This window comes from Pseudomonas sp. 43NM1, from assembly GCF_002836905.1.
Lineage (GTDB): Bacteria > Pseudomonadota > Gammaproteobacteria > Pseudomonadales > Pseudomonadaceae > Aquipseudomonas > Aquipseudomonas prosekii.
In genome coordinates this window covers 25,392-48,289 of sequence record NZ_MKGS01000149.1, presented here as the reverse complement: position 1 = coordinate 48,289, position 22,898 = coordinate 25,392, and the positions used below count along the sequence as shown (strand labels likewise).

Sequence of the window (22,898 nt, the reverse complement as noted above, 5' to 3'; positions counted from 1 at the left end):
GCCGAACGGGGGCAAGCCCCCTCGCCACGGGACTGGTGTGAGGCTGGCGGGTGTTTTCGCACCGCATCGGAATGGCATGCATCGGTCCCACCAATTTCGCACCCAACACAAACCCCTTGTGGCGAGGGGGCTCGCCCCCGTTGGGCTGCGCAGCGGCCCCCAGCCTTCTTCAGCCACGCAGCATCAGCAGGTTTGACGACTGCTGCGCAGCCGAACGGGGGCAAGCCCCCTCGCCACGGGGTGTGAGGCTGGCGGGTGTTTTCGCACCGTATCGGAACGACATGCATCGGCCCCACCAATTTCGCGCCCAACACAAACCCCTCGCCACAGGGTTGGTGGGAGCTTTTGGTGATTAAGTCGGGGTTGGCAGCCACAAGCGGAATCGGGCGCCGCCCAGTGGGGAGTTTTCGACGGTGAGTGTGCCGCCCTGGGCTTCGAGGGCGCGGCGGCTGATGGCCAGGCCGAGGCCGAAGCCGCCGGTGGCGCGGTCGCGGCTGCGGTCGAGGCGGTAGAACGGTTCGAAGATGCGCTCGCGTTCATCGTCGGGAATGCCGATGCCGTCGTCATCAACCCAGATTTCACAGCCCTTCGGGCACACCTGAACGCCAATCTGAATGCGTTTTTCGCAGTAGCGCATCGCGTTGCGCAGCAGATTTTGCAGGGCCCGCGCGGTCAGACGTGGGTCAAGCGTGAAGCGCTCAAGCTGCCCATGCAGCAACACATCAATGACAATGTTCGGCGATTCCAGCTCCTCATCGACGCTGCCCAAAATGCTGTCGATAAACTCATCCAGCGACACTTCCACCCGTTCCGGCAACCGCGCCGGGTTCTGCAAACGGCTGTACGACAGCAATTCCAACACCAGCTCATCCAATTCACGAATATGCGCGACCAACCCTTGCAGACGTTCGCGACTGGCCGCCGGCAAGTCATCCGACAGTGCCAGCGCCAGGCCAAAATCCAGCCGAGTCAGCGGCGTGCGCAGCTCGTGGGACACCGCGTTGAGCAAGTCGCGTTGCTGATTCAACAAGTTCTCGATATCACCGGCCATGGTGTCGAACACATTGGCCAGACTGCCGATGTTCGAGCTCTGGGAGATTTGCGTGCGCTCGCTTAAATGGCCTTTGCCGAAACGCTCGGCGGTGCCTTTCAATCTCTCCAGATCGCGCCAGTGCGGGCGCAGCCACAGCAACAGACACGCAAGCATGGTCGCGCCGATCAGCACGTTCATGCTCCAGTACAACAAATTCACGTCCAAGGGATCGGGCGGCACCACCATTTGCACCACCGACTGCCCGTTCAACGGCGCCGCCGCCAAAGTGCGCCAACCCCAGTCGCCAATGCGCACGATGTAATCGCCGCGGCGCAGTTGCTCACGTTCCTGCGCGGTCAGGTCAGGGTCATCAAGAGGGCTGAGGACGATGTGCAGCGGTTGAAAATCCTTGTCCAGTTGCGTCGCCAGCGCCGGCCATTGCGCTTCGGGAACAGCGTGAAACTGACGGACGATCAGGCTTTGCAAACCGCGCGAATAATCGAGGTTGTAACTGACGAAGCGTTCATGGAACAGCTTGATCACCACGTCCGGCACCAGGTAGATCGCCGCGCTGTACGAAACGATGGTCACCAGATACAGACGAAAAAGGATTCTGAACATTAGCTCAGCATTCCCACTCGGAGCGGCTGAACAGGTAACCCTTGCCCCAAACCGTCTTGATCTTGCGCGCCTCGCCAGCGTGGTCGTCGAACTTGCGCCGCAGCTTGGAAATCGCCACGTCCACCGAGCGGTCAGTGCCGTTGAACTCGATGCCGCGCAGACGCTGCAGAATCTGGTCGCGGCTCAGCACTTCGCCAGCATGGCGGGCCAGCACCACCAGCAAGTTGTACTCGCCGCTGGACAGCTCGACCAGTTGTTCGCGCCAAGTCACCGTGCGCTCGGACAGGTCGATGCACAGGTTGCCCATGAGGATGCGGTCGTTGGCGGTTTGCGGTTCGCCGAGGCTGCTGCGGCGCAGCAACGTGCGCACGCGGGCGAGCAATACGCGTGGTTCGCAGGGTTTGGTGACGTAATCGTCGGCGCCCATTTCCAGGCCCAGCACCTGATCGTGGCTGTCGTCGCGGGCGGTCAGCATAAGGATCGGCAGCGTCGCCGAATCCGACCGCAGCAAACGGCAGACTTGCAGCCCGTCGAGCCCCGGCAGCATCAGATCGAGAATCACCAGATCCGGCGGACTGAGCCGCGCGCGTTCGCGCACATGATCGCCACGGCTGATCACGCTGACGCTGTAGCCGTTGCGTTCCAGGTAACTGGCGATCAGTTCCGAAAGCGCGGTGTCGTCTTCGACCAGGAGGATGTTGGGCATGGGGTGTTTCCAGAAAGTGCTGTGGCGACACAGCCGGCCTCTCGCGGGCAAGCCTCGCTCCTACAGATTTGTCGCATTCCCCTGTAGGAGCGAGGCTTGCCCGCGCAGGCTGCACAACCGTCGCAAAAAGTTTCAAGCGCCAAAGGATATACGCCCTCACACGTCTATGAGTAAAACCCTTACACAATTTCACACAGCACCTACAAAGCTTCACCGCTACTCTGCTCGGCTCCCCGTAGGATGCCGGGGGTCATTATTGGGGTACTCACATGTCAAAGAACCTGCTTGCCACGCTCAGCCTGATTGCATTGGCCTTGATGTTGAGCGCTTGTGACAAGTCCTCGACTGCCGCAGAAGCGCCACCGCTGGCCACTGTGCGCATCGAAACCATTACCTCCGGCCCGGTATCGATCAGCAGCGAACTCAGCGGGCGGATTGCCGCGCCGCGTATCGCCGAAGTGCGCGCACGGGTGGCTGGCGTGGTGTTGCAGCGGACTTTCCGCGAAGGCAGCGACGTCAAACAGGGCGACGTGCTGTTCCGCATCGATCCGGCGCCGTTCAAGGCTGACCTCGACAGCGCCGAGGCCGCGTTGCGCAAGGCTGAAGCCAATGCGTTCCAGGCCAAATTGCAGGAGCAGCGTTACGCGCAATTGATCGAAGGCAATGCAATCAGCGGCCAGGATTATGACAACGCCCGCGCCAGTGCCCGACAAACTGCCGCGGACGTCGCTGCCAACAAGGCGGCCGTGACCCGGGCCAGGCTGAACCTCGGTTACGCCACGGTCACCGCGCCGATTGCCGGCCGTGTCGGCCGCGCGTTGGTCACCGAAGGCGCGCTGGTCGGCCAGAACGAAACCACGCCGATGGCGCTGATTCAGCAGTTGAACCCGATCCACGCCGACCTCACCCAATCGACCCGCGAACTCAACGACCTGCGCCGCGCGTTCCGCTCCGGTCATTTGCAGCAAGTCGGTCAGGATCAAGCCAAAGCCACGCTGATTCAGGACGACGGCAGCCTGTATCCACTGCCGGGCAAACTGCTGTTTGCCGAGATCAGCGTCGATCCGGGCACCGGCCAGATCATCCTGCGCAGCGAGTTCCCCAACCCGGACCTCGATCTGCTGCCCGGCAGCTTCGTGCGTGTGCGCATCGAGCAAGCGGTCGACCAGCAAGGCATCAGCGTGCCGCAACGGGCGATTCAGCGCGACAGCGCCGGGATCGCGCAGGTAATGCTGCTCGACGCCGAGGAAAAAGTCGTGCTGCAACCGGTGCAACTGAGCGCGGTGCAGAACGATCGCTGGATCGTCACTGAAGGCCTCAAGGCCGGTGACCGGATTGTCACCGAAGGCCTGCAACACGCCAGACCCGGCGAAAAAGTCCAGATCGACAACACCCCTCTTCCACTTGCCCAGGCGACTGGTCAGTAAGCAGGACGCTTTTTTATGCCGCAGTTCTTTATCGACCGCCCGGTGTTTGCCTGGGTGGTCGCGCTGTTCATCCTGCTGGCCGGTGCGCTGGCCATTCCGCAATTGCCGGTGGCGCAATACCCCGACGTCGCGCCGCCGCAGATCGAGATTTATGCCGTTTACCCCGGCGCTTCGACGCAAACCATCGACGAAAGCGTTGTCAGCCTGATCGAGGAAGAACTCAACGGCGCCGACCATTTGCTGTATTTCGAATCGCAGAGCAGCCTCGGCAGCGCGACGATCAAAGCCACTTTTCAACCGGGCACCAACCCGGAAATGGCTCAGGTCGACGTGCAAAACCGCCTCAAGGTGATTGAGTCGCGCCTGCCGCAAGCGGTGAACCAGCAAGGTCTGCAAGTGGAAAAGGTCTCGTCGGGTTTCCTCCTGCTGATTACCCTCACGTCCAATGACGGCAAGCTCGACGACATCGCGCTCAGCGACTATCTGGCGCGCAACGTGATGAACGAGATCAAACGTCTCGACGGCGTCGGCAAGGCGCAACTGTACGGTGCCGAGCGCGCGATGCGCATCTGGATCGACCCGCAGAAGCTGATCGGTTTCAACCTGACCCCGGCCGACGTCAACGCCGCGATTGTGGCGCAAAACGCCCAGGTTTCGGCCGGCAGCATTGGCGACTTGCCGACCCGCAGCACTCAGGAAATCACCGCAACCATCGTCGTCAAAGGCCAATTGTCGACGCCGGAAGAATTCGCCGACATCGTGCTCAAGGCCAGTCCCGACGGGTCCACGGTACGCATTGGTGATGTGGCGCGGGTCGAGATCGGCAGTCAGGAATACCAGTTCGGCACGCGCCTGAACGGCAAACCGTCAACCGCCGTCGGCGTGCAACTGTCGCCGGGCGCCAACGCGCTGAACACCGCCACCGCAGTGCGGGCGAAAATGGATGAACTGGCGCGCTACTTCCCGGCCAACGTCGAATACAAAATCCCGTACGACACCTCCCCGTTCGTCAAAGTCTCGATCACCAAAGTGGTCTACACCCTGGGCGAAGCGATGTTGCTGGTGTTTGCGGTGATGTTCCTGTTCCTGCAGAACATCCGCTACACGCTGATCCCGACGCTGGTGGTGCCGGTGGCGTTGATGGGCACGTTTGCGACCATGCTCGCGCTGGGTTTCTCGATCAACGTGCTGACCATGTTCGGCATGGTCCTGGCCATCGGCATTCTGGTGGACGATGCCATCGTGGTCGTGGAAAACGTCGAGCGGATCATGGTCACCGAGGGCCTGTCGCCCAAGGACGCCACGCGCAAAGCGATGAAGCAGATCACTGGCGCGATCATCGGCATCACGCTGGTGCTGGTCGCAGTGTTTATTCCGATGGCGTTCATGCAGGGTTCGGTCGGGGTGATTTACCAGCAGTTCTCGCTGTCGATGGCGACCTCGATTCTGTTCTCGGCGTTCCTTGCACTGACCTTGACTCCAGCGCTGTGCGCGACGCTGCTCAAGCCGATCGCCAAAGGCGAGCATCACGAGAAGCGTGGATTTTTTGGCTGGTTCAACCGCCGTTTCGAACGACTGACCGAGCGTTATCAAGGTTGGGTCGCGTATGCGTTGAAACGCACCGGGCGCTACCTGCTGATCTACGGCGTGCTGCTGGTTGGTCTGGTGTTTTGTTTCAGTCGCCTGCCCTCCTCGTTCCTGCCAGTCGAGGACCAGGGTTACACCATTACCGACATTCAGTTGCCACCGGGCGCGAGCAAGAACCGCACGATCAAGGTGGTCGAGCAGATCGAAGCGCACAACGCCACCGAACCCGGCGTCGGCGACAGCACGGTGATTCTCGGTTTCAGCTTCTCCGGCAGCGGCCAGAACGCGGCGCTGGCGTTTACCACGTTGAAGGACTGGTCCGACCGCAGCAGCGATGACTCGGCCAGCGCGATTGCTGATCGGGCCAACGGCGCGTTGAGCCAGATCCGCGATGCCGTGGCGTTTGCGGTGTTGCCGCCACCGGTGGACGGCCTCGGCACCTCCAGCGGTTTCGAGTTCCGCTTGCAGGATCGCGGCGGTCTCGGGCATGCAACGTTGATGGAGGCGCGCACCCAGTTGCTGGAAGCCGCCGAGAAAAGTCCGATCCTGATGAACGTGCGTGAAAGCGCACTGGCCGAAGCGCCGCAGGTGCAGCTTGAAGTCGACCGCAAACAGGCGAATGCCTTGGGCGTGTCGTTTGCCGACGTCGGCAGCGTGCTGTCCACGGCGGTCGGTTCTTCGTACATCAACGACTTCCCCAATCAGGGACGCATGCAACGCGTGGTGGTCCAGGCCGAAGGTGATCAGCGCAGTCAGGTCGAGGACCTGCTGAAGATCAACGTGCGCAACAACAATGGAAAAATGGTCCCGCTGTCGGCGTTTGTCGAAGCCAAATGGACCCAAGGCCCGACGCAATTGACTCGCTATAACGGCTACCCGGCGATCAGCATTTCCGGCGAACCGGCGGCGGGCCACAGCACCGGTGAGGCCATGGCGGAAATCGAACGTCTGGTCGCCCAAGGCCCGGCAGGTCTGGGGCAGGAATGGACCGGGTTGTCGTTGCAGGAACGCTTGTCCGGCAGTCAGGCGCCGATTCTGCTCGGGTTGTCGCTGCTGATCGTGTTCCTGTGTCTGGCGGCGCTGTATGAAAGTTGGTCGATTCCGACCTCGGTGCTGCTGGTGGTGCCGCTCGGCGTGCTCGGTGCGGTGCTTGCGGTAACGTTGCGCGGAATGCCGAATGACGTGTTCTTCAAGGTTGGCCTGATTACCATCATCGGTCTGTCGGCGAAGAACGCGATCCTGATCATCGAATTCGCCAAGAGCCTCTACGACGAGGGCCACGATTTGATCGACGCCACGCTGCAAGCCGCGCGCTTGCGGTTGCGGCCAATCGTGATGACCTCGCTGGCGTTCATTCTCGGTGTGGTGCCGCTGGCGATTGCCACGGGCGCCAGTTCGGCGAGCCAGCAAGCGATCGGCACCGGCGTTATCGGCGGGATGATCACCGCAACCTTGGCGGTGCTGTTCGTTCCGGTGTTCTTTGTGGTGGTGATGAAACTGGTGCGCAAACGCCACAAAGACAAGTAACTCACCGAAGACCCTGTAGGAGCGAGGCTTGCCCGCGAAGGCAATGTGTCAGCCACATCAACGTCGACTGACACGACGCCTTCGCGGGCAAGCCTCGCTCCTGCAATTCCTCAGGTCAGTGTTGTAGTCACAATGCGTTTCACTGGGCTAATGTGTTGCAACATCCCGACACATCGAGCCTCCATGCCCCTCCTCGCCCGCACTCATCCGCGCTTGTCCGCCGCCGCCACACTCGGCATCGCGGCCGGCATTCTGGCGCCCGCCGACTCGATCATCAGCAAAATCCTCATCGGCTGGAACGCCGGGGTCTGGACCTACCTGATCCTGATGATTTGGCTGGCCAAGCGCGCCAAGGCGCCGGACGTCAAGCGAATTGCCGAGATCGAGGACGAAAACGCCGGGCTGGTGCTGCTGGTGGTGTGCATCGCTGCGATTGCCAGTCTGGCGACCATTACCTTCGAACTGGCCGGCAGCAAGGATTTGCAAGCCTCCAGCAAGCTGCTGCATTACGGCTTCACTGCCGCGACGGTGATTGGTTCATGGTTGTTGATCGGGGTGATCTTCAGCGTGCATTACGCGCGGCTGTTTTATACCTGGGACGGCAAAGAGCCCGCGCTGCGCTTCGCCGAAGGCCTGACCACCCCCAATTACTGGGACTTCCTGTACTTTTCCTTCACCATCGGCGTCGCCGTACAGACGGCCGATGTCGGGGTGGCCACGCGCGGCATTCGCAAGATCGTCCTGGCGCAATCGCTGATCGGCTTTGTGTTCAACACGGCGATTCTCGGTTTTTCGATCAACATTGCCGCCGGGCTGTTCAACTGAGCGCTGCACAAACGTTCTAGGCATCAGCCGCGTCGCCGGTGTTCACTCAGCCGGCCATCCGTCTCACAGGTGCAGCCATGACCTCGCATAACTGGATCGACCTGGCGCAGGACGCCGACACCGGCATCGAAACCCTGCGCGCGCATTTCCAGGGCCACGCCTACGACCCGCACTGGCATGACAGTTATCTGGTGGGCGTGACCGAGCAAGGCGTGCAGCAATTCAATTGTCGGCGGGCGCGGCATCAAAGCACGCCGGGCAAGGTGTTTCTGCTCGAACCGGGCGACATTCACGACGGCGATGCGCCCACCGAAGACGGTTTCACCTACCGCATGCTCTACCTCGATCCGCAATGGCTTGAGCGCGAACTCGCCGCGCTGTTCGACAACGCCCCGCTCAACAGCCGACTGAGCTTCGCCAACACCCTGACCGCCGATCCGCGACTGGCGCAGGCAACCAGCCAGGCGTTTCAGACCTTGCACGGTGGCGAGCTGAAAATCGTCCGGCAGACGGCCCTCGACGGCTTGCTCGAACGCCTGACCAGCCACTTGCATTGGCGCACCCGTTACAGCGAAGACCCACGCCTGCCGCTGGTCGCGCAAAAGGCCCGCGAATACCTGCACGCCAATGCGCATCTGGACATTGGCCTCGATCAACTGGCCATGGTCACCGGTGTCGATCGCTTTCGTCTGACCCGCGCGTTCAAGGCCGCTTACGGTTTGGCGCCGCACGCTTATCTGGTGCAACTGCGCTTGTCCAAGGCCCGGCGTTTGCTTGCGAGCGGCGCGCAACCGGCGGCAGTGGCGATGGAATTGGGCTTCGCCGATCAAAGTCATATGGGCCGCTGGTTCGTCCGCGCTTATGGACTGACCCCGGCGATGTACCGCAAGCGCTGCTCAAATCTTCCAGACGCGTGACCCTTGGCTGGTGAAGATCGGCTATCGATCATTCACTGGAGCTACACGGCCATGCTTTCAACCTTCCCTACCCTGCTGCCGTTTTTGCTGTTCGCGTTCGTCGCGTCGATCACGCCGGGGCCGACCAATATTCTGGTGTTGAGTAACAGTGCGCGTTTTGGTTTCAGGGCGGCGCTGCCGATTGTTTTTGCTGCTTGCGCCAGTGCAGCCGTGCTCGTATTACTGGTCGGCAGCGGGTTCGGCCAGACCTTCGATCAATACCCGGTGTTGCATCGGGCGATGCAGTGGATTGGCGCACTGTGGCTGAGTTATCTGTCTTGGCAGATATACAAAGCGCCGGCACAGCTGTTTGATCATCTGCAGCCGCAGAGAAGGCTCAGTATCTGGGGCGCGGCTGCGCTGCAGTGGGTCAATCCCAAAACGTGGATGATGGCGATTGCAGTGGTCAGCGTGTTTGCCGGCAATGGCAATGACCGTCAAATCCAAGTGGTCGTGTTGTCGGGGATTTTTTTCGCTGTCTCGCTGCCGTGTCTGACAAGTTGGGCGATATTGGGCTCAGGCACTCAGCGATACTTCGGATCGTCGAAACTGCAACGCCGTTTCAATCACTTTATGGCATTACTGTTACTGGCGTCCGCCTGGCTGAGTTTTTATTGATAGTTGAATGACGATGTTATGCACTTACGGAATAAAAAGCCATTATCGGCGCTTGATAAAAAACACAGAAAACAGCGACTGTAAACTGTCAACTCTGTCAGTTTACAAGCTTGCGGCATTTAAGCTTCCATGAGCCATCCAGGATTAGGATTAATAGTCTTTGGATACCTTATGCTCACTAAGTCTGGAGATCAAACCATGAGTTCGGCAGCGAATAAGTCAACTGTGACATCGTATCAGGCCCCGGCAACTCCGTTTTTCAGTGCATACGTCAATTTAGACAACAAACTGCGCAACCCCACCAGCAAAATTCCTGCGCCGTTTACTTTCAATGCCACGATGAGACCGCTCATTGAAGTGCTGGACTATCCGACACAGAAAATCTGGCGCATCAAAGCCGATCATACCGAGGCCGGCGTGACCCACTCGCTGGAAGTCATCTTCTTCAGCAAACCCGTCAGCGGCACGTTTCAGATTGGTGGGCACGAAGAAGAAGAGGACGGCGAAGTGACAGTTACTTACTACCCGAATCGTATGAGTGGTAATGCTCACCGCTCGGAACAAGGCTCGCTCGTCATCGAGAGCATCGATGAAACCTCCATCAAGGGCTATTTCAACGGGCAATTCGGCTCCGGCGGTGAAAATGGCAACGACCCTTTCCCTATCAGTGGCAGCTTCATTGCCGAAGGTAATGTGATCGTGCGCAGGGTTAGCTGAAAATCGCGGGTGACGAATACAAAAAAGGAAGCTTAAAAGCTTCCTTTTTTTATACCCCGATTTAATTGATAGATACGTTAACTCACGATGGCTTTTCTCAGAAGTTGAAACTGACGCCCAGGTTCCCGCCTATTTCCTGGTCCACTGTAGTGCCCCTGCTTGTCCCCACTTCTGCATAGATCTGCCAGTTGCCGGCGGCAGGTGCGTAGTTGAGTCCGCCGGTCAGTGCAACGTTAGTACTCGATAGATCGTTTTTGAAATCGCTGCCATTGGCGCTGATTCGGTTGTTGTTAATAAACTCGTGAGTCACAGCAGCGCGCAGGCGTGGCTGAAGTTTACTCCCGTCGTCCAAAACAATTTCCCGCCCTACCGCCAGCCCGACGTTACCCAGCAATGAACGGGTCTCATCGCTGGTTATTTCAAGGCCGTTATCCAGTGCATAGTCCTTGCCCTCGACAATTGCCGCACCCACTTGTACCGAAGGCTCAATGAAATAACCTCGGTTGAACACGATGTGTTTGCCGACTTCAACAGAAGCACTGACGCCGATGTTGTCGAAATCAGCCTTGGTTTGTGTTCCATCACTCATGCTGACTTTGACGTCGTTATTGAAGCGATTGATCTTGGCTACCGTATCAACGTAGTAACCCGTTTGCTGATCGAACCAGGTCAAGTAACTGCCCAGGTAGACGCTGTCAATCGAGCCCGCGCTGCCGCGCTTCAGGTTCAAGTCGGTCTTGCTGTAACCACCGAAAGCGCCGATCAGCCATTGGCCATCGCCGATCGGCAACGGTGCATCCACGCCGATGGAAACGCCCGTCTGGTTTTGCTTGTAGCCATCGCCATACGAGTTTTTGACGTTGTAGCTATTGCCGTAAGTCCGCATCCACAGGCCATAGGAGGATTTTTTGCCATCAGCATCGAGGGCGTCAAACGATTGCGCGGTGGGTTGGTTGCCCGTCATGCGGCGATCGCCGAGACGCGTGTTGAGGGTGGTCATTTCCGCATAGATAACGGTGGGCGCCGTGCCCGCGATAGCCAAAGCCGATTGCGTACCGGTGCTTGGGGTTTCCTTGTCCGGCTGCAGGAAAAGCCCTTCACCTTCTCTCATCAATTTGTAGGCATAAGCACCCACGTCGACCTGGCCATTTTGCAGGGTGAATACTGCATCACCTGCAGCAATGTTACCGATCATCACCGGCGCCCCTGTCACCGGTTCGCTTCCGGTGGCTGCGACAAGCAACTGATGACTGCCGGTGGCGGATTCCGTTACGTTCAAAAAGTCGGTCTGGCCGGTCGCCAGGTCAGTGTCCATCAGAAATTGACCATTGCCGGAAAGACGGGCGACATCAAGTCGATTGAACGCCTCACTGGAACCAAAGCGCACACTGCCTGCGTCCATGTTGAGCGAGGTCAAGGCATTGCTGCCGACCATGTTCCATTGGGCGCCACGGTTTACCGACATATCGCTCACACCGCTCACAGCCCCTTGGAAGACCGCGCCTTGATCCAGTGCGATCACCCCGGCGCCCGTGCCTTGCACGTTGCCGGTCAGCAGGCTTTTTGAATCGACTGTGACCGAATCGACATTGATCAGGTTACCGACAAGGTTCGCGCTATTTCGCAGTTGCACACTGGCAGAGCCACCGGCGGCAACATCGATATCACCCGCGAGCTTGCTGTTGTCGACCTGTAATCGAGCGGCTGCGCCATCAACAACTTCCAGCAAATGGCCATTGCCACCGATGAGCGAGGAGCCGTTGAGCACGTCGATCAATACGGCTTGACCCGCAGGCGTAGCGAAATCCACTCTGATCGCGGCGCCCGTCCGTCCTTGCACGCTGGAGTTGTCCAACGTCAAGTGGCTTTGCGCGGTTAACTCAGTCGGCGCGAACATCGAGTCTTCCTGGAACTCCACGCCATGAATGCTGCCGACGATTTGACTGGCAGCGCTGACGTTTGCGTGACCACCGGCCAATTCCAGGCCGTTGGCCAAGGTACCGGTGCCTTCCAATCGGCTACCGATCAGATTCAAAGAACTAAAAGAAGTGACAGCCCCGCCGCCGAGTTCTCCGGTCAGCGTGCTATTGGTAATCGTCGCAGAAGAGCCGATGGAGACAGGTCGAAGGTCTCGCGCCAGGGTCAGCGCATATCCTTGGCTGTTCAAGCTGCTTGTTGTAATCGTAGCGCGGCTGTCCAGCAAACTCAGAGCCGCGTTGGTTGTTGTATTGACAACCGTAGAGTCGGTCAGGTTTACCGTTGCGCCTGAGAAAGCGTCTATTTGCGCGGTCGTGGCGCTCTGAGCATTAAGCGTGCCTCTACCCACTTCAATTTCCAGCGCATCAGCGCTATTTAAATTAAGTACTGCTGCGGGGGGGATGTACCAGGCTTCGGGTGCAGAGCCGGGCGTAACTGTTTCTGTTTCGCCTGGATCGAGTGATCTCGCACAAACGTTTCCTGTCGTCAGGATTAATAGAGACAGACACGACGCCATGCTGACGGGTTTGTAAAACCTTGAAGGATTTTTAATTTCATTATTCATGGTAACTACTCAGAATATTCCCTGTTGCAGGGAAGAAATGAAAACAACAGATGGTTCATCCGTCAGCGCAGAGTCATAAACGGAGCGGAAGGTTACCTAGAACTTCATGCTTGCTATGTAGGACAAATCCTTTTTTTTCGGCGATTTTCATCCAATTTGATTCGGAAAGAATACTGATAGAGCCAAGAGTGCAAGGGGGATAGAAAACCTTTCCCCCTTGCATTCAGTTAATTTACTTCACATGTCAAGGCGCTACAGGCATCCAGCCAGCTTCCGTCTCACAATAGAGATAGGCACCGTTGACTAGATTGATACGGTAGTCGGCATGAAGAGAGCTACCTCCCGCCACGGAATACCAGACATCAAGATAACCGGTGTATTCCTCGTCAGCAGGTGGATTGGCGGGTGGCACCGGAGGGACATTTCGAACAACCGGATCATAGGGCCCGACATCGAAGGTCATACCAGTGGATACTTCTGCAGCAGTCACTCGGCGTATTTCGATGAATTCGGTATTAGCAGGGGACGGCAGTGTATGGCCGGGGCCCTGATAACCGCGCCATTGGAAGGTTACTTCAGTATTAATCGGAAGATCGACGCTGGCGGGAATATGGAATCTGGCAGCGCGTCTTGCAAGTTTGAACAGTGTTTCACAAACAATAAGATCATCACCCCTGTCATCGTTAGGGTCGCGAACCAACACTGGCGCAGGAAGATCGAGGACAACCGTATCGACGGTAATGTTGGTCTCGCCAGCCTTCTGTTTATTATTGCGGTTGGCGTTCTCCACTTCCCACCACATTTGTCTGGTACCCAAACCACCGTTGTCGACAATGTGCCAAGGCAACTCCAAATCGATCGTAGTATTTACATCGCTGACGTCCAGAACCTTTGAGTTCACCACCACTACACCGGCAGCGCCACGGTAGTAAACGGTGACTTGGTCGTTCGGCTCCGGGTCCGGCCAAGTGCCTGGGCTTACAGGCGTCAAGTCAATAAAAATGGTGGCGTCTTGATTGATGTCCTGCGGACCCAGCACATTGTCCGTTACCGGAGCCTGGCCGCGTACGATCAATGGCTTCAGCTCGGCATTGACATCGGCCGGTGGATTGATCAGGTCAATCGGGTAGGGAACACCAGGTACCGAGTAATCCGTATCAACGGTGACGAGCGCATTACTGACGGACGCCCCACCGCGCATCAAATGCGCCGTGACCGTCGTTGGGACCACCCAATCGGTACCACTCTGGTTAGCGGTATATTCCGCTGTCAGTTTCGACCATGGGATTGTAAACAGCAGTGAGGAGGCGCCGAGGAAATCGAGGTCTTCTGCGGCCTGGCCGCCCCAGGACAGACTGATGGTGTCTGTGCTGAGCGCGTTGGTCGGACGATTGACGCGCACCTGGATACCTTGCGGCTGGCGTACGTCATTCAGGTCGATCAGGTTGTCGACAGGCGTTGCGGCCAGCAGAACAATCGGTGCGGCCAAGACCGGCAGCGGCTGCAGGGAAACGTTGCGGTACTCGGCCAGATAGTTGCTGAAATTGCCCGCGACGTCGGTCCATCGCATCCACATATGCAACCTGCCGGTGGAAGTCGCAGCCCGGATGACATCCAGCGGAACCAGCACCCGGCCATTGGCCGGCAGCGGACCGTCATGAATCGGTGCTACGGCGGGAGGATCTGTGCGGTTGCTCGCTGCATACAACGTGAGCCGGTCAGTGTCCTGGCGATTGGCATAGCCGATATCCGGCATCTGGATCAACCCATCCACGCTGTTTGGGAGCGCCATCCACGTGTTATCGATGGTCACACCGGGTTGGGAGTTTGGCGATGTTGAAACAGGATTCCCTTTGACCCCGGGCACAGTACCGGGAATTGCGCCGCCGCGTGTCGGCTTCGCCTGGAAAGGCGCAGTGCGGTCAATGAAAACTCTGACGACCGGAGACGATAATGCGTTCTGGTTCTTGCGATACATAACGCAGCGAACCCACAGCGGCGTCGGTCCCTCGGGGGTCAGATCTTCGCCCAACAAGTTCGCGGGAACGATGAAATCCCTTACGGCAGGACGGTCAACCAAGGGGCCTAGTTCATAACGCGTTGAACGATAGAGGAAGTCGGTGTTTTCCGGATTTGGCGGTGGCAGGGTTCTTGAGGCCTGAACAACGAACGTATCCGCATCATTTGGATTGGGCCAGGTGGTTGTCGAGATCTCAAGTATGAGATCCCTGCCTGGGGCAATCGTAGCCACTGGAATGATGTCGGCATCAGGCCCACGGCCATCCCGCAACCTCGGCACGGGTGCATCAAGTGATGCAGTCGGGTGCATTTCAAATTCACTTTCGATAACAGTCATCTTCCCTTCTCCAACGCGGTGGCAAATTAATGAAAACAACAAGCGTTTCTTTTACGGTGTACCTAAACGTCTGCAGGCGATGCTTTTAAAACAACAGTTTCCAAATAATCCGTGCAGCCGAGCGATCCAGCGACAGCAGATTTAAATCATCCAGAAAACTTCGCGACTATTAGTCTTGGCTGTTGCGTCCGAGCGACTTCCTATTTACAAAGTTACTTCATCCAACTTGAATTTTCGCAGAATCCGGACTCGCCGGGAATTTTACGATCCAGCCTTACCAACCCAGTCCTGGATTTGAAAATTGCAACACCCCTGCGCAGCAAAGTGTAAGTTGCCGATGCGGAATGATTAGCCGTCATCGGTTTGATCCAAGTTACAAATGGCTGAATAACAATGCGCAAACTGTTTCTGTCGCGAATATCTGCCGCAGTGACTGTTACCGTAAACGACGCTGGAACTGTCAGTGCGGGAGGTGCAATGTTCAGAGTTGCCCATCCTTGCCAGACCAATGTGACGACATCGTTTTCTTGAAACCGCGTATCGAACGGGATAAATATCCGAATGCCTTCCCAGATAAACAGCGATTCCGGATCTGACGGCTTATTTTTCCGGCAGATGATGTAACCGTACAAACTGGCATCCGGAAATACCGGTTCTTTCAGCACTGTCGGTGGCTCAGCAACTTTGAACGTGAGGCGGCGTGGCGGTGAGGTTGTCGGATTTGGCGTTCGAACGATGTAGATAATTTCAAAGGACGGACGATTGGGTAGTGCCAGCGCCGCCACCGGGATAAAAAATTCAGCTGCATCATCGACGATGCTGTAAGCACGACGGGCGACTGAAACTGCGCTTCCCACAATATAAATATTTACGGTGTGTTCAACACCCGGGACACCCGGGAACGCTGGCCAGCGCGGTACTTTCACTACTAGCCCGTTTGTAGGGGCATCAATTGGCAGTGTGCCAGAGGCGTCACCTGGATCGACGCCCTCTACGCCTGGGGCGTTCAGCAGAATACCGATATCCAATGCACTCGCGGCAACGGCTGATTTTCGGCTCTTGGATCCCGGCATCTGGAACTTCCCTTGTTGATAAGCATGCAAGTCGCCTGAGGGAAATTAAGCACTCGTATGGCAAAGCTGCCTACTGTCAGATCTGACAGGTTAATTAACCGTCTGTCGGGAAAGGTCAGTTGCTGGCGCGACAGCGCGATAAACCGCGGTTGACGGCGATGGTAGTTATGGGTTTTCCTGAAACCGGTTTCAGCCACGTCACGTCTGACTCCCCGCACTGATAACAAGCACTAATAACAAGGTCTGCCACCGTGAACGATTTCTCCGCCGCCCAGCGCAGCCGCGTGACCATGCTTGATGTTGCCGAGCACGCCGGCGTGTCCAAGGCCAGTGTCTCGCGCTTCATCGGCGACGACCGCGCCCTGCTTTCCGATGCCATTGCCCAGCGCATCGAGCATTCGATCAGCGCCTTGGGCTATCGCCCGAATCAGATGGCCCGTGGTTTGAAACGTGGGCGCACGCGGTTGATCGGCATGCTGGTGGCCGATATCCGCAACCCTTATTCGATTGCCGTGATGCATGGCGTGGAAACCGCTTGCCGGCGCCACGGCTACAGCCTGGTGGTGTGCAACACCGATCGCGATGACGAGCAGGAACGTCAGCACCTGGCGTTGCTGCGCTCGTACAACATCGAAGGCCTGATCGTGAACACCCTGGGCCATCACCGCGACGAACTGCGCGAATTGCATCGCGAGATGCCGCTGGTATTGGTCGATCGCAAAGTCGAGCAACTGGACAGCGACCTGGTCGGACTGGACAACCCGGCAGCGGTCGCAATGGCCCTCGTCCACTTGGAAGAGCGCGGCTATCGCGACGTGCTGATGGTGACTGAACCGTTCGACGGCACCAGTTCGCGGATCGAGCGCGTCAGCAGTTTCAAGTCGCAGATCGAGCAGCGTCCGGCGCTGCGCGGGGCCGTTGTCGAAACCGCCAGCGACCTGACCTCGCGTTTGAAAACCTTCCTCGATACCGCCGGCCATGGGCCGAAAGCGCTGTTCTGTGCGAACGGGATTGCGGCGCTGGCCTGCACTCACGCGTTGCGCGAATTGGGCTGCGATTTGTTCGGCGATGTTGGCCTGATTGCACTGGATGATCTGGATTGGTACCCGTTGGTGGGCAGCGGCATTACTGCGCTGGCGCAACCGACGGCGCAGATTGGCGCGAGTGCGTTCGAGTGCCTGCTCAAACGGCTGCGCGGTGATGTCGGGCCGGCGCGGACCCTGGATTTTGCAGCGCAGTTGATTGTGCGCGGCTCGACGCGGGGGGATTTGCAGTGAATGGGCTGACGCCATCGCGAGCAAGCTCGCTCCCAGAGGGGTACGCAGTCCAAATGTGGGAGCGAGCTTGCTCGCGATAAGGCCATAAGCCTCACCCCAACCTTTTTTTTGAACAAAAATGAAACCGGTTTCAGAGGCAGATAACAATGAATAAACCCGCCGTTTCCATCAGCCTGTCCAGCTACGGTGCCGACCTTGTGCGCCAACGCGGCCAAGGCAGTTTCGTCGATGTATTGGCCACTGCCGGCGCGTCGCGCATCGAATGGCGCGAAGAGCTGCTGACCGACGAAGACCCCGCGCAACTGGCCGCCGACACTCAGGCTCAGGCACTGGAAAGTGTCTATTCCTCGCCGATCGAACTGTGGCTGGCCGGCCATTCAAAACCCAATCCGCAACTGCTGACGACGCTGCAACGCGCCAAGGGTTTCGGCGCCAAATGGCTGAAAGTCTCGTTGGGCTATTTCACCGACAACAATGACCTGCAAGCCCTCGCCCGCCTGTTGAGCCAAAGCCCGGTGCAGCTGCTGGTGGAGAACGACCAGACCTTGCACGGTGGGCGCATCGAGCCGTTTCAGCGGTTTTTCGATGAGGTCGAACAGCACAATCTGCCGATCAAAATGACTTTCGATATTGGCAACTGGCAATGGCAGGATCAGTCCGCCGCCAGCGCTGCGCGATTGCTGGGTCGGCATGTCGGTTACGTGCATTGCAAAGCGGTCGCGCGCCGCGCTGACGGCAAGCTGGTTGCCATCCCGCCGAGCGCCGCTGACCTGCACCTGTGGGAACAATTGCTGCGGCACATGGCCCACGGCGTGATGCGTGCGGCGGAGTATCCGTTGCAGGGCGATGACCTGGTGCAACTGACCCGCGAACACGTGGCGATCCTCGCCGGCCTCGGTCAATCACGCCTGGAGAACGCGCATGTCTGAGATCGATATCCTCTCGTTTGGCGAAACCATGGCCATGTTTGTTGCCGAGCAAAATGGCGATCTGGCTGCGGTTGGCCACTTTCACAAACGCATTGCCGGCGCCGACAGTAATGTCGCCATTGGCCTGTCGCGGCTGGGTTTCAATGTCGCGTGGCTGAGCCGCGTGGGCGACGATTCCCTCGGGCGGTTTGTCATCGACACACTGGAGAAAGAAGGCCTCGACTGTCGGCATGTGGCGGTGGACTTCGCTCACCCGACCGGTTTTCAGCTCAAGTCGCGCGCCGACGATGGCAGCGATCCGCGGGTCGAGTATTTCCGTCGCGGTTCGGCGGCGAGTCATATGTCGGTGCAGTCGATCAACTCTGAACTGCTTAACGCCCGGCACTTGCACGCCACCGGCATTCCTCCGGCGCTTTCAGCCAGCGCCCGCGAGATGTCGCTGGAACTGATGACGCGCATGCGCGACGCCGGGCGCAGCGTGTCGTTCGACCCCAATCTGCGCCCGAGCCTGTGGGCCACCGAGCAACAGATGATTACCGAAATCAACCGTCTCGCCGCCCTCGCCCACTGGGTGTTGCCGGGGTTGAGCGAAGGCCGTTTGCTGACGGGTTTTGACGACCCGGCCGACATCGCCGCGTTTTACCTCGACCAAGGGGCCGAGGCAGTGGCGATCAAACTCGGGCCGCACGGTGCTTATTACCGCACGCAACTGGATCAGGGTTTTGTCGCCGGTGTGCCGGTGCAAACCGTGGTCGACACCGTCGGTGCCGGCGATGGATTTGCCGTCGGCATGATTAGCGCCCTGCTGGAAAACCACAGCTTCGCCGAAGCCGTGCAACGCGCCAACTGGGTTGGCAGCCGCGCGGTGCAGAGCCGTGGGGATATGGAAGGGTTGCCTACGAGGATTGAGATGTCTGCTGAATTCTCCACCGCCGATCGCGAGCAAGCTTTGCTCCTACAGGGTTAGCGCAATTCCTGTAGGAGCGAGGCTTGCCCGCGAAGGGGCCGGTACATTTACTGAAGATCTGACCCGTTACCTGCTGCGACAAAAACAACAAGCTCAGGAGCACCATCATGAAAACTGCAACACTCGCCGCCCGCCGCTGGTGGTACATCATGCCCATCGTGTTCATCACCTACAGCCTGGCGTATCTGGACCGCGCCAACTATGGGTTCGCCGCCGCCTCCGGGATGGCCGAAGACTTGATGATCACGCCGGGACTGTCGTCGATGCTCGGCGCGCTGTTTTTCCTCGGTTACTTTTTCTTCCAGGTGCCGGGCGCGATCTACGCGCAGAAACACAGCGTCAAGAAGCTGATCTTCGTCAGCCTGATCCTCTGGGGCGGCCTCGCCACCCTCACCGGCATCGTCTCCAACGCCTACTGGCTGATCGTCATCCGCTTCATGCTCGGTGTGGTCGAAGCCGCAGTGATGCCGGCGATGCTGGTTTACCTGTGCCACTGGTTCACCCGCGCCGAACGCTCACGCGCCAACACCTTCCTGATCCTCGGCAACCCGGTGACCATGCTCTGGATGTCGGTGGTTTCGGGTTACCTGGTGCAGCATTTCAGCTGGCGCTGGATGTTCATCATCGAAGGCTTGCCGGCAGTGCTTTGGGCGTTTATCTGGTGGCGTCTGGCGGATGACCGTCCGGCGCAAGCCAAATGGCTCAGCGACGAGGAAAAGCAGGATCTGGAAAGCGCCCTGGCCGCCGAACAGGTCGGCATCAAAGCGGTGAAAAACTACGCCGAAGCCTTCCGCTCGCCGAAAGTCATCGTGCTGGCCTTGCAGTTTTTCTGCTGGAGCATTGGCGTCTATGGCTTCGTGCTGTGGTTGCCGTCGATCCTCAAATCCGGTTTGCAGATGGACATGGTCGAAGCCGGTTGGCTGTCGGCGCTGCCGTATCTGGCGGCGGTGATTGGCATGCTCGTGGTGTCGTGGGGCTCGGACAAGTTGCAGAAGCGCAAACGGTTTGTCTGGCCGCCGCTGCTGATCGCCTCGATTGCGTTCTACGGCTCCTACGCGTTGGGCGCCGAGCATTTCTGGTGGTCCTACACCTTGCTGGTGATTGCCGGCGCCTGCATGTACGCGCCTTACGGACCGTTTTTTGCGATCGTCCCGGAGATTCTCCCGGCCAACGTCGCCGGGGGCGCCATGGCGCTGATCAACAGCATGGGCGCGCTCGGGTCGTTTGGCGGTTCGTATCTGGTCGGTTACCTCAACAGCACCACCGGTTCGCCCGGCGCTTCATACCTGTTGATGAGCGGCGCACTGATGCTTTCGGTAGTGCTGACGATTTTCCTCAAGCCCGGCGCGAGTGACCGCACCGTTGCCAAGACTGCCGCGAAAAGCCCGGTGGCGGCGCATTCCTGAATTGAACTGAATTGATTGCATTGAGTGAGAAACATGACGATGAAAAAGCAGGTCGTGCTGTACAAGAAACTCTCGCCGTTGCTGATGGCTCGCCTGCATGAGCAGACCGACGTCACGCTGATCGACAACCTCAACGCCGATGGCCTCGCGCAGTTGCGTGACGCCCTGCCCCGCGCCCACGGACTGCTCGGCGCCAGCCTCAAGCTCGACGCGCAACTGCTGGATCTGGCGCCCGATCTGCAAGCGATCGCCAGTGTTTCGGTGGGCGTCGACAACTACGACATCGAGTACCTGACCGAGCGCCGAATCCTCCTCAGCAACACCCCGGACGTGCTCACCGAAACCACTGCCGACACCGGTTTTGCGCTGATCCTCGCGAGCGCCCGGCGTGTAGTCGAGCTGGCAAACATGGTTCGCGCCGGCGAATGGAAGCGCAACGTCGGCCCGGCGCAGTTCGGCACTGATGTGCACGGCAAGACGCTTGGCATTATCGGCATGGGGCGGATCGGTGAAGCGTTGGCGCAGCGCGGGCATTTCGGTTTTGGCATGCCGGTGATCTATCACAGCCACTCGCCGAAACCGGCAGTGGAACAGCGTTTCAGCGCGCAATACCGCAGCTTGCCGGAGTTGCTGCAACAGGCCGATTTTGTTTGCCTGACATTGCCGCTGACTGCCGAAACCGAGGGCTTGATCGGCAAGCAACAGTTTGCGTTGATGCGCCCGGAAACCATTTTCATCAATATTTCCCGAGGCAAAGTCGTGGACGAAGCGGCACTGGTCGAAGCGCTGCGTTCCGGGCAGATTCGCGCGGCGGGGTTGGACGTGTTTGAGCGTGAACCGCTGAATGCTGACTCGCCGCTGATGCAAATGAACAACGTGGTCGCGACGCCGCATATCGGCTCGGCGACCCACGAAACGCGCGAAGCGATGGCCACCTGTGCGGTGGACAATCTGCTGATGGCGTTGGCCGGTGAACGCCCGGCGAACCTGGTGAATACCGGGGCGTGGAAGGCTTGAGTAATCTGCTGCCTGTCAGGCAGCTATCGCGAGCAAGCTCGCTCCCACAGCGAATTTGTGTACGCCGCAGATTCAATGTGGGAGCGAGCTTGCTCGCGATGAGGCCCTCAAGCCCGCCGCGCTTCCAGCAAGTCCGCCGCACACAGGGCTATCCGCCGACACGCATCCGCCAACTTCACCTGATCCACCACCAAGCCAATCCGGATATGCCCGGCCGCGCTCGGCCCAAACGCCTCGCCGGCCAGCACCGACACACCATAACCATCAAGCAAGCGCTCGGCGAAGCCTTGCGCACACAACCCGGTCTGGCGGATATCGACCATCACAAACATCCCGCCATCGGGTTTGATCGGCCGAATCCCCAGACAATTACCCAGCCGCGCGCACACCAGATCGCGGCGCTGACGATATTCTTCGCGCATCATCGCCACTTCCGGCAAGTCGCCGTCCAGTGCTACTTGCGCGGCTTTCTGGACGAAATCCGGAATGCCGAAGAGCATGCACAACGACAAATGCATCAAGTGCTCGGCCAACAGTTTCGGGCCAATCACCCAACCGACGCGCCAGCCACTCATGGCGTGGGATTTCGACAGGCTGTTGATGGTTGCGGTGCGCTCGGCCATGCCCGGCAGATGCGCCGGGCTGATGTGCTCGCCTTCGTACAGCAAGTCGCTGTAGACCTCGTCGCTGATCAGCCACAAATCGTGGCGAATGCACAGCGCCGCCAACGCCTGCCAGATCGGCAACGACAGGCTGGCGCCGGAAGGATTGTTCGGACTGTTCATGAGAATGACGCGGGTTCTGGCGGTGATCAGCGCCGCGACGTCGGCCGGATCGACGCGAAAACCGTTCTCCGGGCGCACCGCCACCGGCAGCACTTTCGCCCCGCAGGCGCCAAAGACCGCCTCATACGTCACGTACATCGGTTCGGCGACGATCACCTCGTCGCCCGGATTGAGCAGGCACTGCGCCACCGCGTATACCGCACATTGCGCGCCGGGCAACACGATCACATGCTCAGCCTCGACCGCTTGCCCGCTGCGCCGACGGTGGCGGCTGGCGATGCTGGCGCGCAAGGCGCGAGTGCCGCGCGCGTCTGAGTAATGCGTGTCGCCGGCCAACAGACTGTCGATGGCCGCCTGGACGATCGGTTTCGGCGTGTCGAAATCCGGATCGCCGACCGACAGCAGCAACACATCAATGCCCTGCTCGCGCATCTCCAGCGCTCGATCATGAATCTTCCAGGCCGCCGCTCCGTCTCCGGCGATGCGTTGGGTCAGGGCTGAATAGCGCATGTAACTCTCCTGTCGCGCG

17 protein-coding genes are annotated in these 22,898 nt (G+C 58.9%); 11 read left to right on the top strand and 6 right to left on the bottom strand.

Annotated elements, in window-relative coordinates:
- Nucleotides 1–352: 352 nt before the first annotated feature.
- Together BI292_RS16785 and BI292_RS16780 are read right to left on the bottom strand one after the other, a co-directional pair.
- Entirely contained in the window at nucleotides 353–1,654 is a 1,302-nt protein-coding gene (locus BI292_RS16785) for an ATP-binding protein (RefSeq protein ID WP_101208525.1), read from the bottom strand.
- Between the two features lie 4 nt (nucleotides 1,655–1,658).
- A complete protein-coding gene (locus BI292_RS16780; RefSeq protein WP_101208524.1) occupies nucleotides 1,659–2,360 on the bottom strand; it encodes a response regulator transcription factor in 702 nt (233 codons plus the stop codon).
- 269 nt (nucleotides 2,361–2,629) lie between these two features.
- On the opposite strand from BI292_RS16780, the gene BI292_RS16775 reads away from it, so the two are divergent.
- The 6 genes from BI292_RS16775 to BI292_RS16750 all read left to right on the top strand — a co-directional run bounded on the left by BI292_RS16775 (nucleotide 2,630) and on the right by BI292_RS16750 (nucleotide 10,017).
- Nucleotides 2,630–3,787: an efflux RND transporter periplasmic adaptor subunit gene (locus BI292_RS16775; RefSeq protein WP_101208523.1), complete on the top strand. Its 1,158-nt coding sequence runs from the start codon at nucleotides 2,630–2,632 to the stop codon at nucleotides 3,785–3,787.
- Nucleotides 3,788–3,802: 15 nt separating this feature from the next.
- The gene (locus BI292_RS16770) at nucleotides 3,803–6,901 is read left to right on the top strand and encodes an efflux RND transporter permease subunit (protein ID WP_101208522.1); all 3,099 of its coding nucleotides are present in this window, start codon (nucleotides 3,803–3,805) and stop codon (nucleotides 6,899–6,901) included.
- A 183-nt stretch (nucleotides 6,902–7,084) separates the two neighbouring features.
- The gene (locus BI292_RS16765) at nucleotides 7,085–7,726 is read left to right on the top strand and encodes a DUF1345 domain-containing protein (RefSeq protein WP_101208521.1); all 642 of its coding nucleotides are present in this window, start codon (nucleotides 7,085–7,087) and stop codon (nucleotides 7,724–7,726) included.
- Between the two features lie 77 nt (nucleotides 7,727–7,803).
- Nucleotides 7,804–8,643, top strand: a complete 840-nt coding sequence (locus tag BI292_RS16760; protein ID WP_101208520.1) for an AraC family transcriptional regulator — start codon at nucleotides 7,804–7,806, stop codon at nucleotides 8,641–8,643.
- Nucleotides 8,644–8,694: 51 nt separating this feature from the next.
- On the top strand, nucleotides 8,695–9,300 hold the full coding sequence (locus BI292_RS16755) for a LysE family translocator (protein WP_101208519.1): 606 nt from the start codon (nucleotides 8,695–8,697) through the stop codon (nucleotides 9,298–9,300).
- A 198-nt stretch (nucleotides 9,301–9,498) separates the two neighbouring features.
- Nucleotides 9,499–10,017 carry a hypothetical protein gene (locus tag BI292_RS16750; protein WP_092281332.1) on the top strand — a complete coding sequence of 173 codons (519 nt, stop codon included), beginning with the start codon at nucleotides 9,499–9,501 and terminating at the stop codon, nucleotides 10,015–10,017.
- A gap of 97 nt (nucleotides 10,018–10,114) precedes the next feature.
- On the opposite strand, the gene BI292_RS16745 is transcribed toward BI292_RS16750, so the two are convergent.
- The 3 genes from BI292_RS16745 to BI292_RS16735 all read right to left on the bottom strand — a co-directional run bounded on the left by BI292_RS16745 (nucleotide 10,115) and on the right by BI292_RS16735 (nucleotide 15,988).
- Complete coding sequence (locus tag BI292_RS16745) at nucleotides 10,115–12,559, bottom strand: autotransporter outer membrane beta-barrel domain-containing protein (protein WP_101208518.1); 2,445 nt, start codon at nucleotides 12,557–12,559, stop codon at nucleotides 10,115–10,117.
- Nucleotides 12,560–12,803: 244 nt separating this feature from the next.
- Complete coding sequence (locus BI292_RS16740) at nucleotides 12,804–14,915, bottom strand: hypothetical protein (RefSeq protein ID WP_101208517.1); 2,112 nt, start codon at nucleotides 14,913–14,915, stop codon at nucleotides 12,804–12,806.
- Between the two features lie 212 nt (nucleotides 14,916–15,127).
- On the bottom strand, nucleotides 15,128–15,988 hold the full coding sequence (locus BI292_RS16735) for a hypothetical protein (protein WP_101208516.1): 861 nt from the start codon (nucleotides 15,986–15,988) through the stop codon (nucleotides 15,128–15,130).
- A gap of 251 nt (nucleotides 15,989–16,239) precedes the next feature.
- Between BI292_RS16735 and BI292_RS16730 the strand changes: the two genes are divergently transcribed.
- The 5 genes from BI292_RS16730 (at nucleotide 16,240) to BI292_RS16710 (ending at nucleotide 21,584) form a co-directional block, all read left to right on the top strand.
- Nucleotides 16,240–17,265 carry a LacI family DNA-binding transcriptional regulator gene (locus BI292_RS16730; protein WP_101208515.1) on the top strand — a complete coding sequence of 342 codons (1,026 nt, stop codon included), beginning with the start codon at nucleotides 16,240–16,242 and terminating at the stop codon, nucleotides 17,263–17,265.
- 146 nt (nucleotides 17,266–17,411) lie between these two features.
- Nucleotides 17,412–18,194 carry a sugar phosphate isomerase/epimerase gene (locus BI292_RS16725; protein ID WP_092281342.1) on the top strand — a complete coding sequence of 261 codons (783 nt, stop codon included), beginning with the start codon at nucleotides 17,412–17,414 and terminating at the stop codon, nucleotides 18,192–18,194.
- Nucleotides 18,187–19,161, top strand: a complete 975-nt coding sequence (locus BI292_RS16720) for a sugar kinase (RefSeq protein WP_101208514.1) — start codon at nucleotides 18,187–18,189, stop codon at nucleotides 19,159–19,161. Before BI292_RS16725 ends, BI292_RS16720 begins: the two co-directional genes overlap by 8 nt.
- A 107-nt stretch (nucleotides 19,162–19,268) precedes the next feature.
- Entirely contained in the window at nucleotides 19,269–20,567 is a 1,299-nt protein-coding gene (locus tag BI292_RS16715; protein ID WP_101208513.1) for an MFS transporter, read from the top strand.
- A 39-nt stretch (nucleotides 20,568–20,606) separates the two neighbouring features.
- Nucleotides 20,607–21,584 carry a D-glycerate dehydrogenase gene (locus BI292_RS16710; protein WP_101208526.1) on the top strand — a complete coding sequence of 326 codons (978 nt, stop codon included), beginning with the start codon at nucleotides 20,607–20,609 and terminating at the stop codon, nucleotides 21,582–21,584.
- Nucleotides 21,585–21,691: 107 nt separating this feature from the next.
- Here BI292_RS16710 and BI292_RS16705 read toward each other — a convergent pair whose 3' ends face one another.
- Nucleotides 21,692–22,879, bottom strand: coding sequence for a pyridoxal phosphate-dependent aminotransferase (locus tag BI292_RS16705; RefSeq protein WP_101208512.1), 1,188 nt, complete (start codon nucleotides 22,877–22,879; stop codon nucleotides 21,692–21,694).
- Nucleotides 22,880–22,898: the final 19 nt, after the last annotated feature.

Coding starts and splice junctions, on each gene's coding strand:
- BI292_RS16785 (WP_101208525.1), bottom strand. CDS start 1,654: ATGTTCAGAATCCTTTTTCGTCTGTATCTGGTGACCATCGTTTCGTAC.
- BI292_RS16780 (WP_101208524.1), bottom strand. CDS start 2,360: ATGCCCAACATCCTCCTGGTCGAAGACGACACCGCGCTTTCGGAACTG.
- BI292_RS16775 (WP_101208523.1), top strand. CDS start 2,630: ATGTCAAAGAACCTGCTTGCCACGCTCAGCCTGATTGCATTGGCCTTG.
- BI292_RS16770 (WP_101208522.1), top strand. CDS start 3,803: ATGCCGCAGTTCTTTATCGACCGCCCGGTGTTTGCCTGGGTGGTCGCG.
- BI292_RS16765 (WP_101208521.1), top strand. CDS start 7,085: ATGCCCCTCCTCGCCCGCACTCATCCGCGCTTGTCCGCCGCCGCCACA.
- BI292_RS16760 (WP_101208520.1), top strand. CDS start 7,804: ATGACCTCGCATAACTGGATCGACCTGGCGCAGGACGCCGACACCGGC.
- BI292_RS16755 (WP_101208519.1), top strand. CDS start 8,695: ATGCTTTCAACCTTCCCTACCCTGCTGCCGTTTTTGCTGTTCGCGTTC.
- BI292_RS16750 (WP_092281332.1), top strand. CDS start 9,499: ATGAGTTCGGCAGCGAATAAGTCAACTGTGACATCGTATCAGGCCCCG.
- BI292_RS16745 (WP_101208518.1), bottom strand. CDS start 12,559: ATGAATAATGAAATTAAAAATCCTTCAAGGTTTTACAAACCCGTCAGC.
- BI292_RS16740 (WP_101208517.1), bottom strand. CDS start 14,915: ATGACTGTTATCGAAAGTGAATTTGAAATGCACCCGACTGCATCACTT.
- BI292_RS16735 (WP_101208516.1), bottom strand. CDS start 15,988: ATGCCGGGATCCAAGAGCCGAAAATCAGCCGTTGCCGCGAGTGCATTG.
- BI292_RS16725 (WP_092281342.1), top strand. CDS start 17,412: ATGAATAAACCCGCCGTTTCCATCAGCCTGTCCAGCTACGGTGCCGAC.
- BI292_RS16720 (WP_101208514.1), top strand. CDS start 18,187: ATGTCTGAGATCGATATCCTCTCGTTTGGCGAAACCATGGCCATGTTT.
- BI292_RS16715 (WP_101208513.1), top strand. CDS start 19,269: ATGAAAACTGCAACACTCGCCGCCCGCCGCTGGTGGTACATCATGCCC.
- BI292_RS16710 (WP_101208526.1), top strand. CDS start 20,607: ATGAAAAAGCAGGTCGTGCTGTACAAGAAACTCTCGCCGTTGCTGATG.
- BI292_RS16705 (WP_101208512.1), bottom strand. CDS start 22,879: ATGCGCTATTCAGCCCTGACCCAACGCATCGCCGGAGACGGAGCGGCG.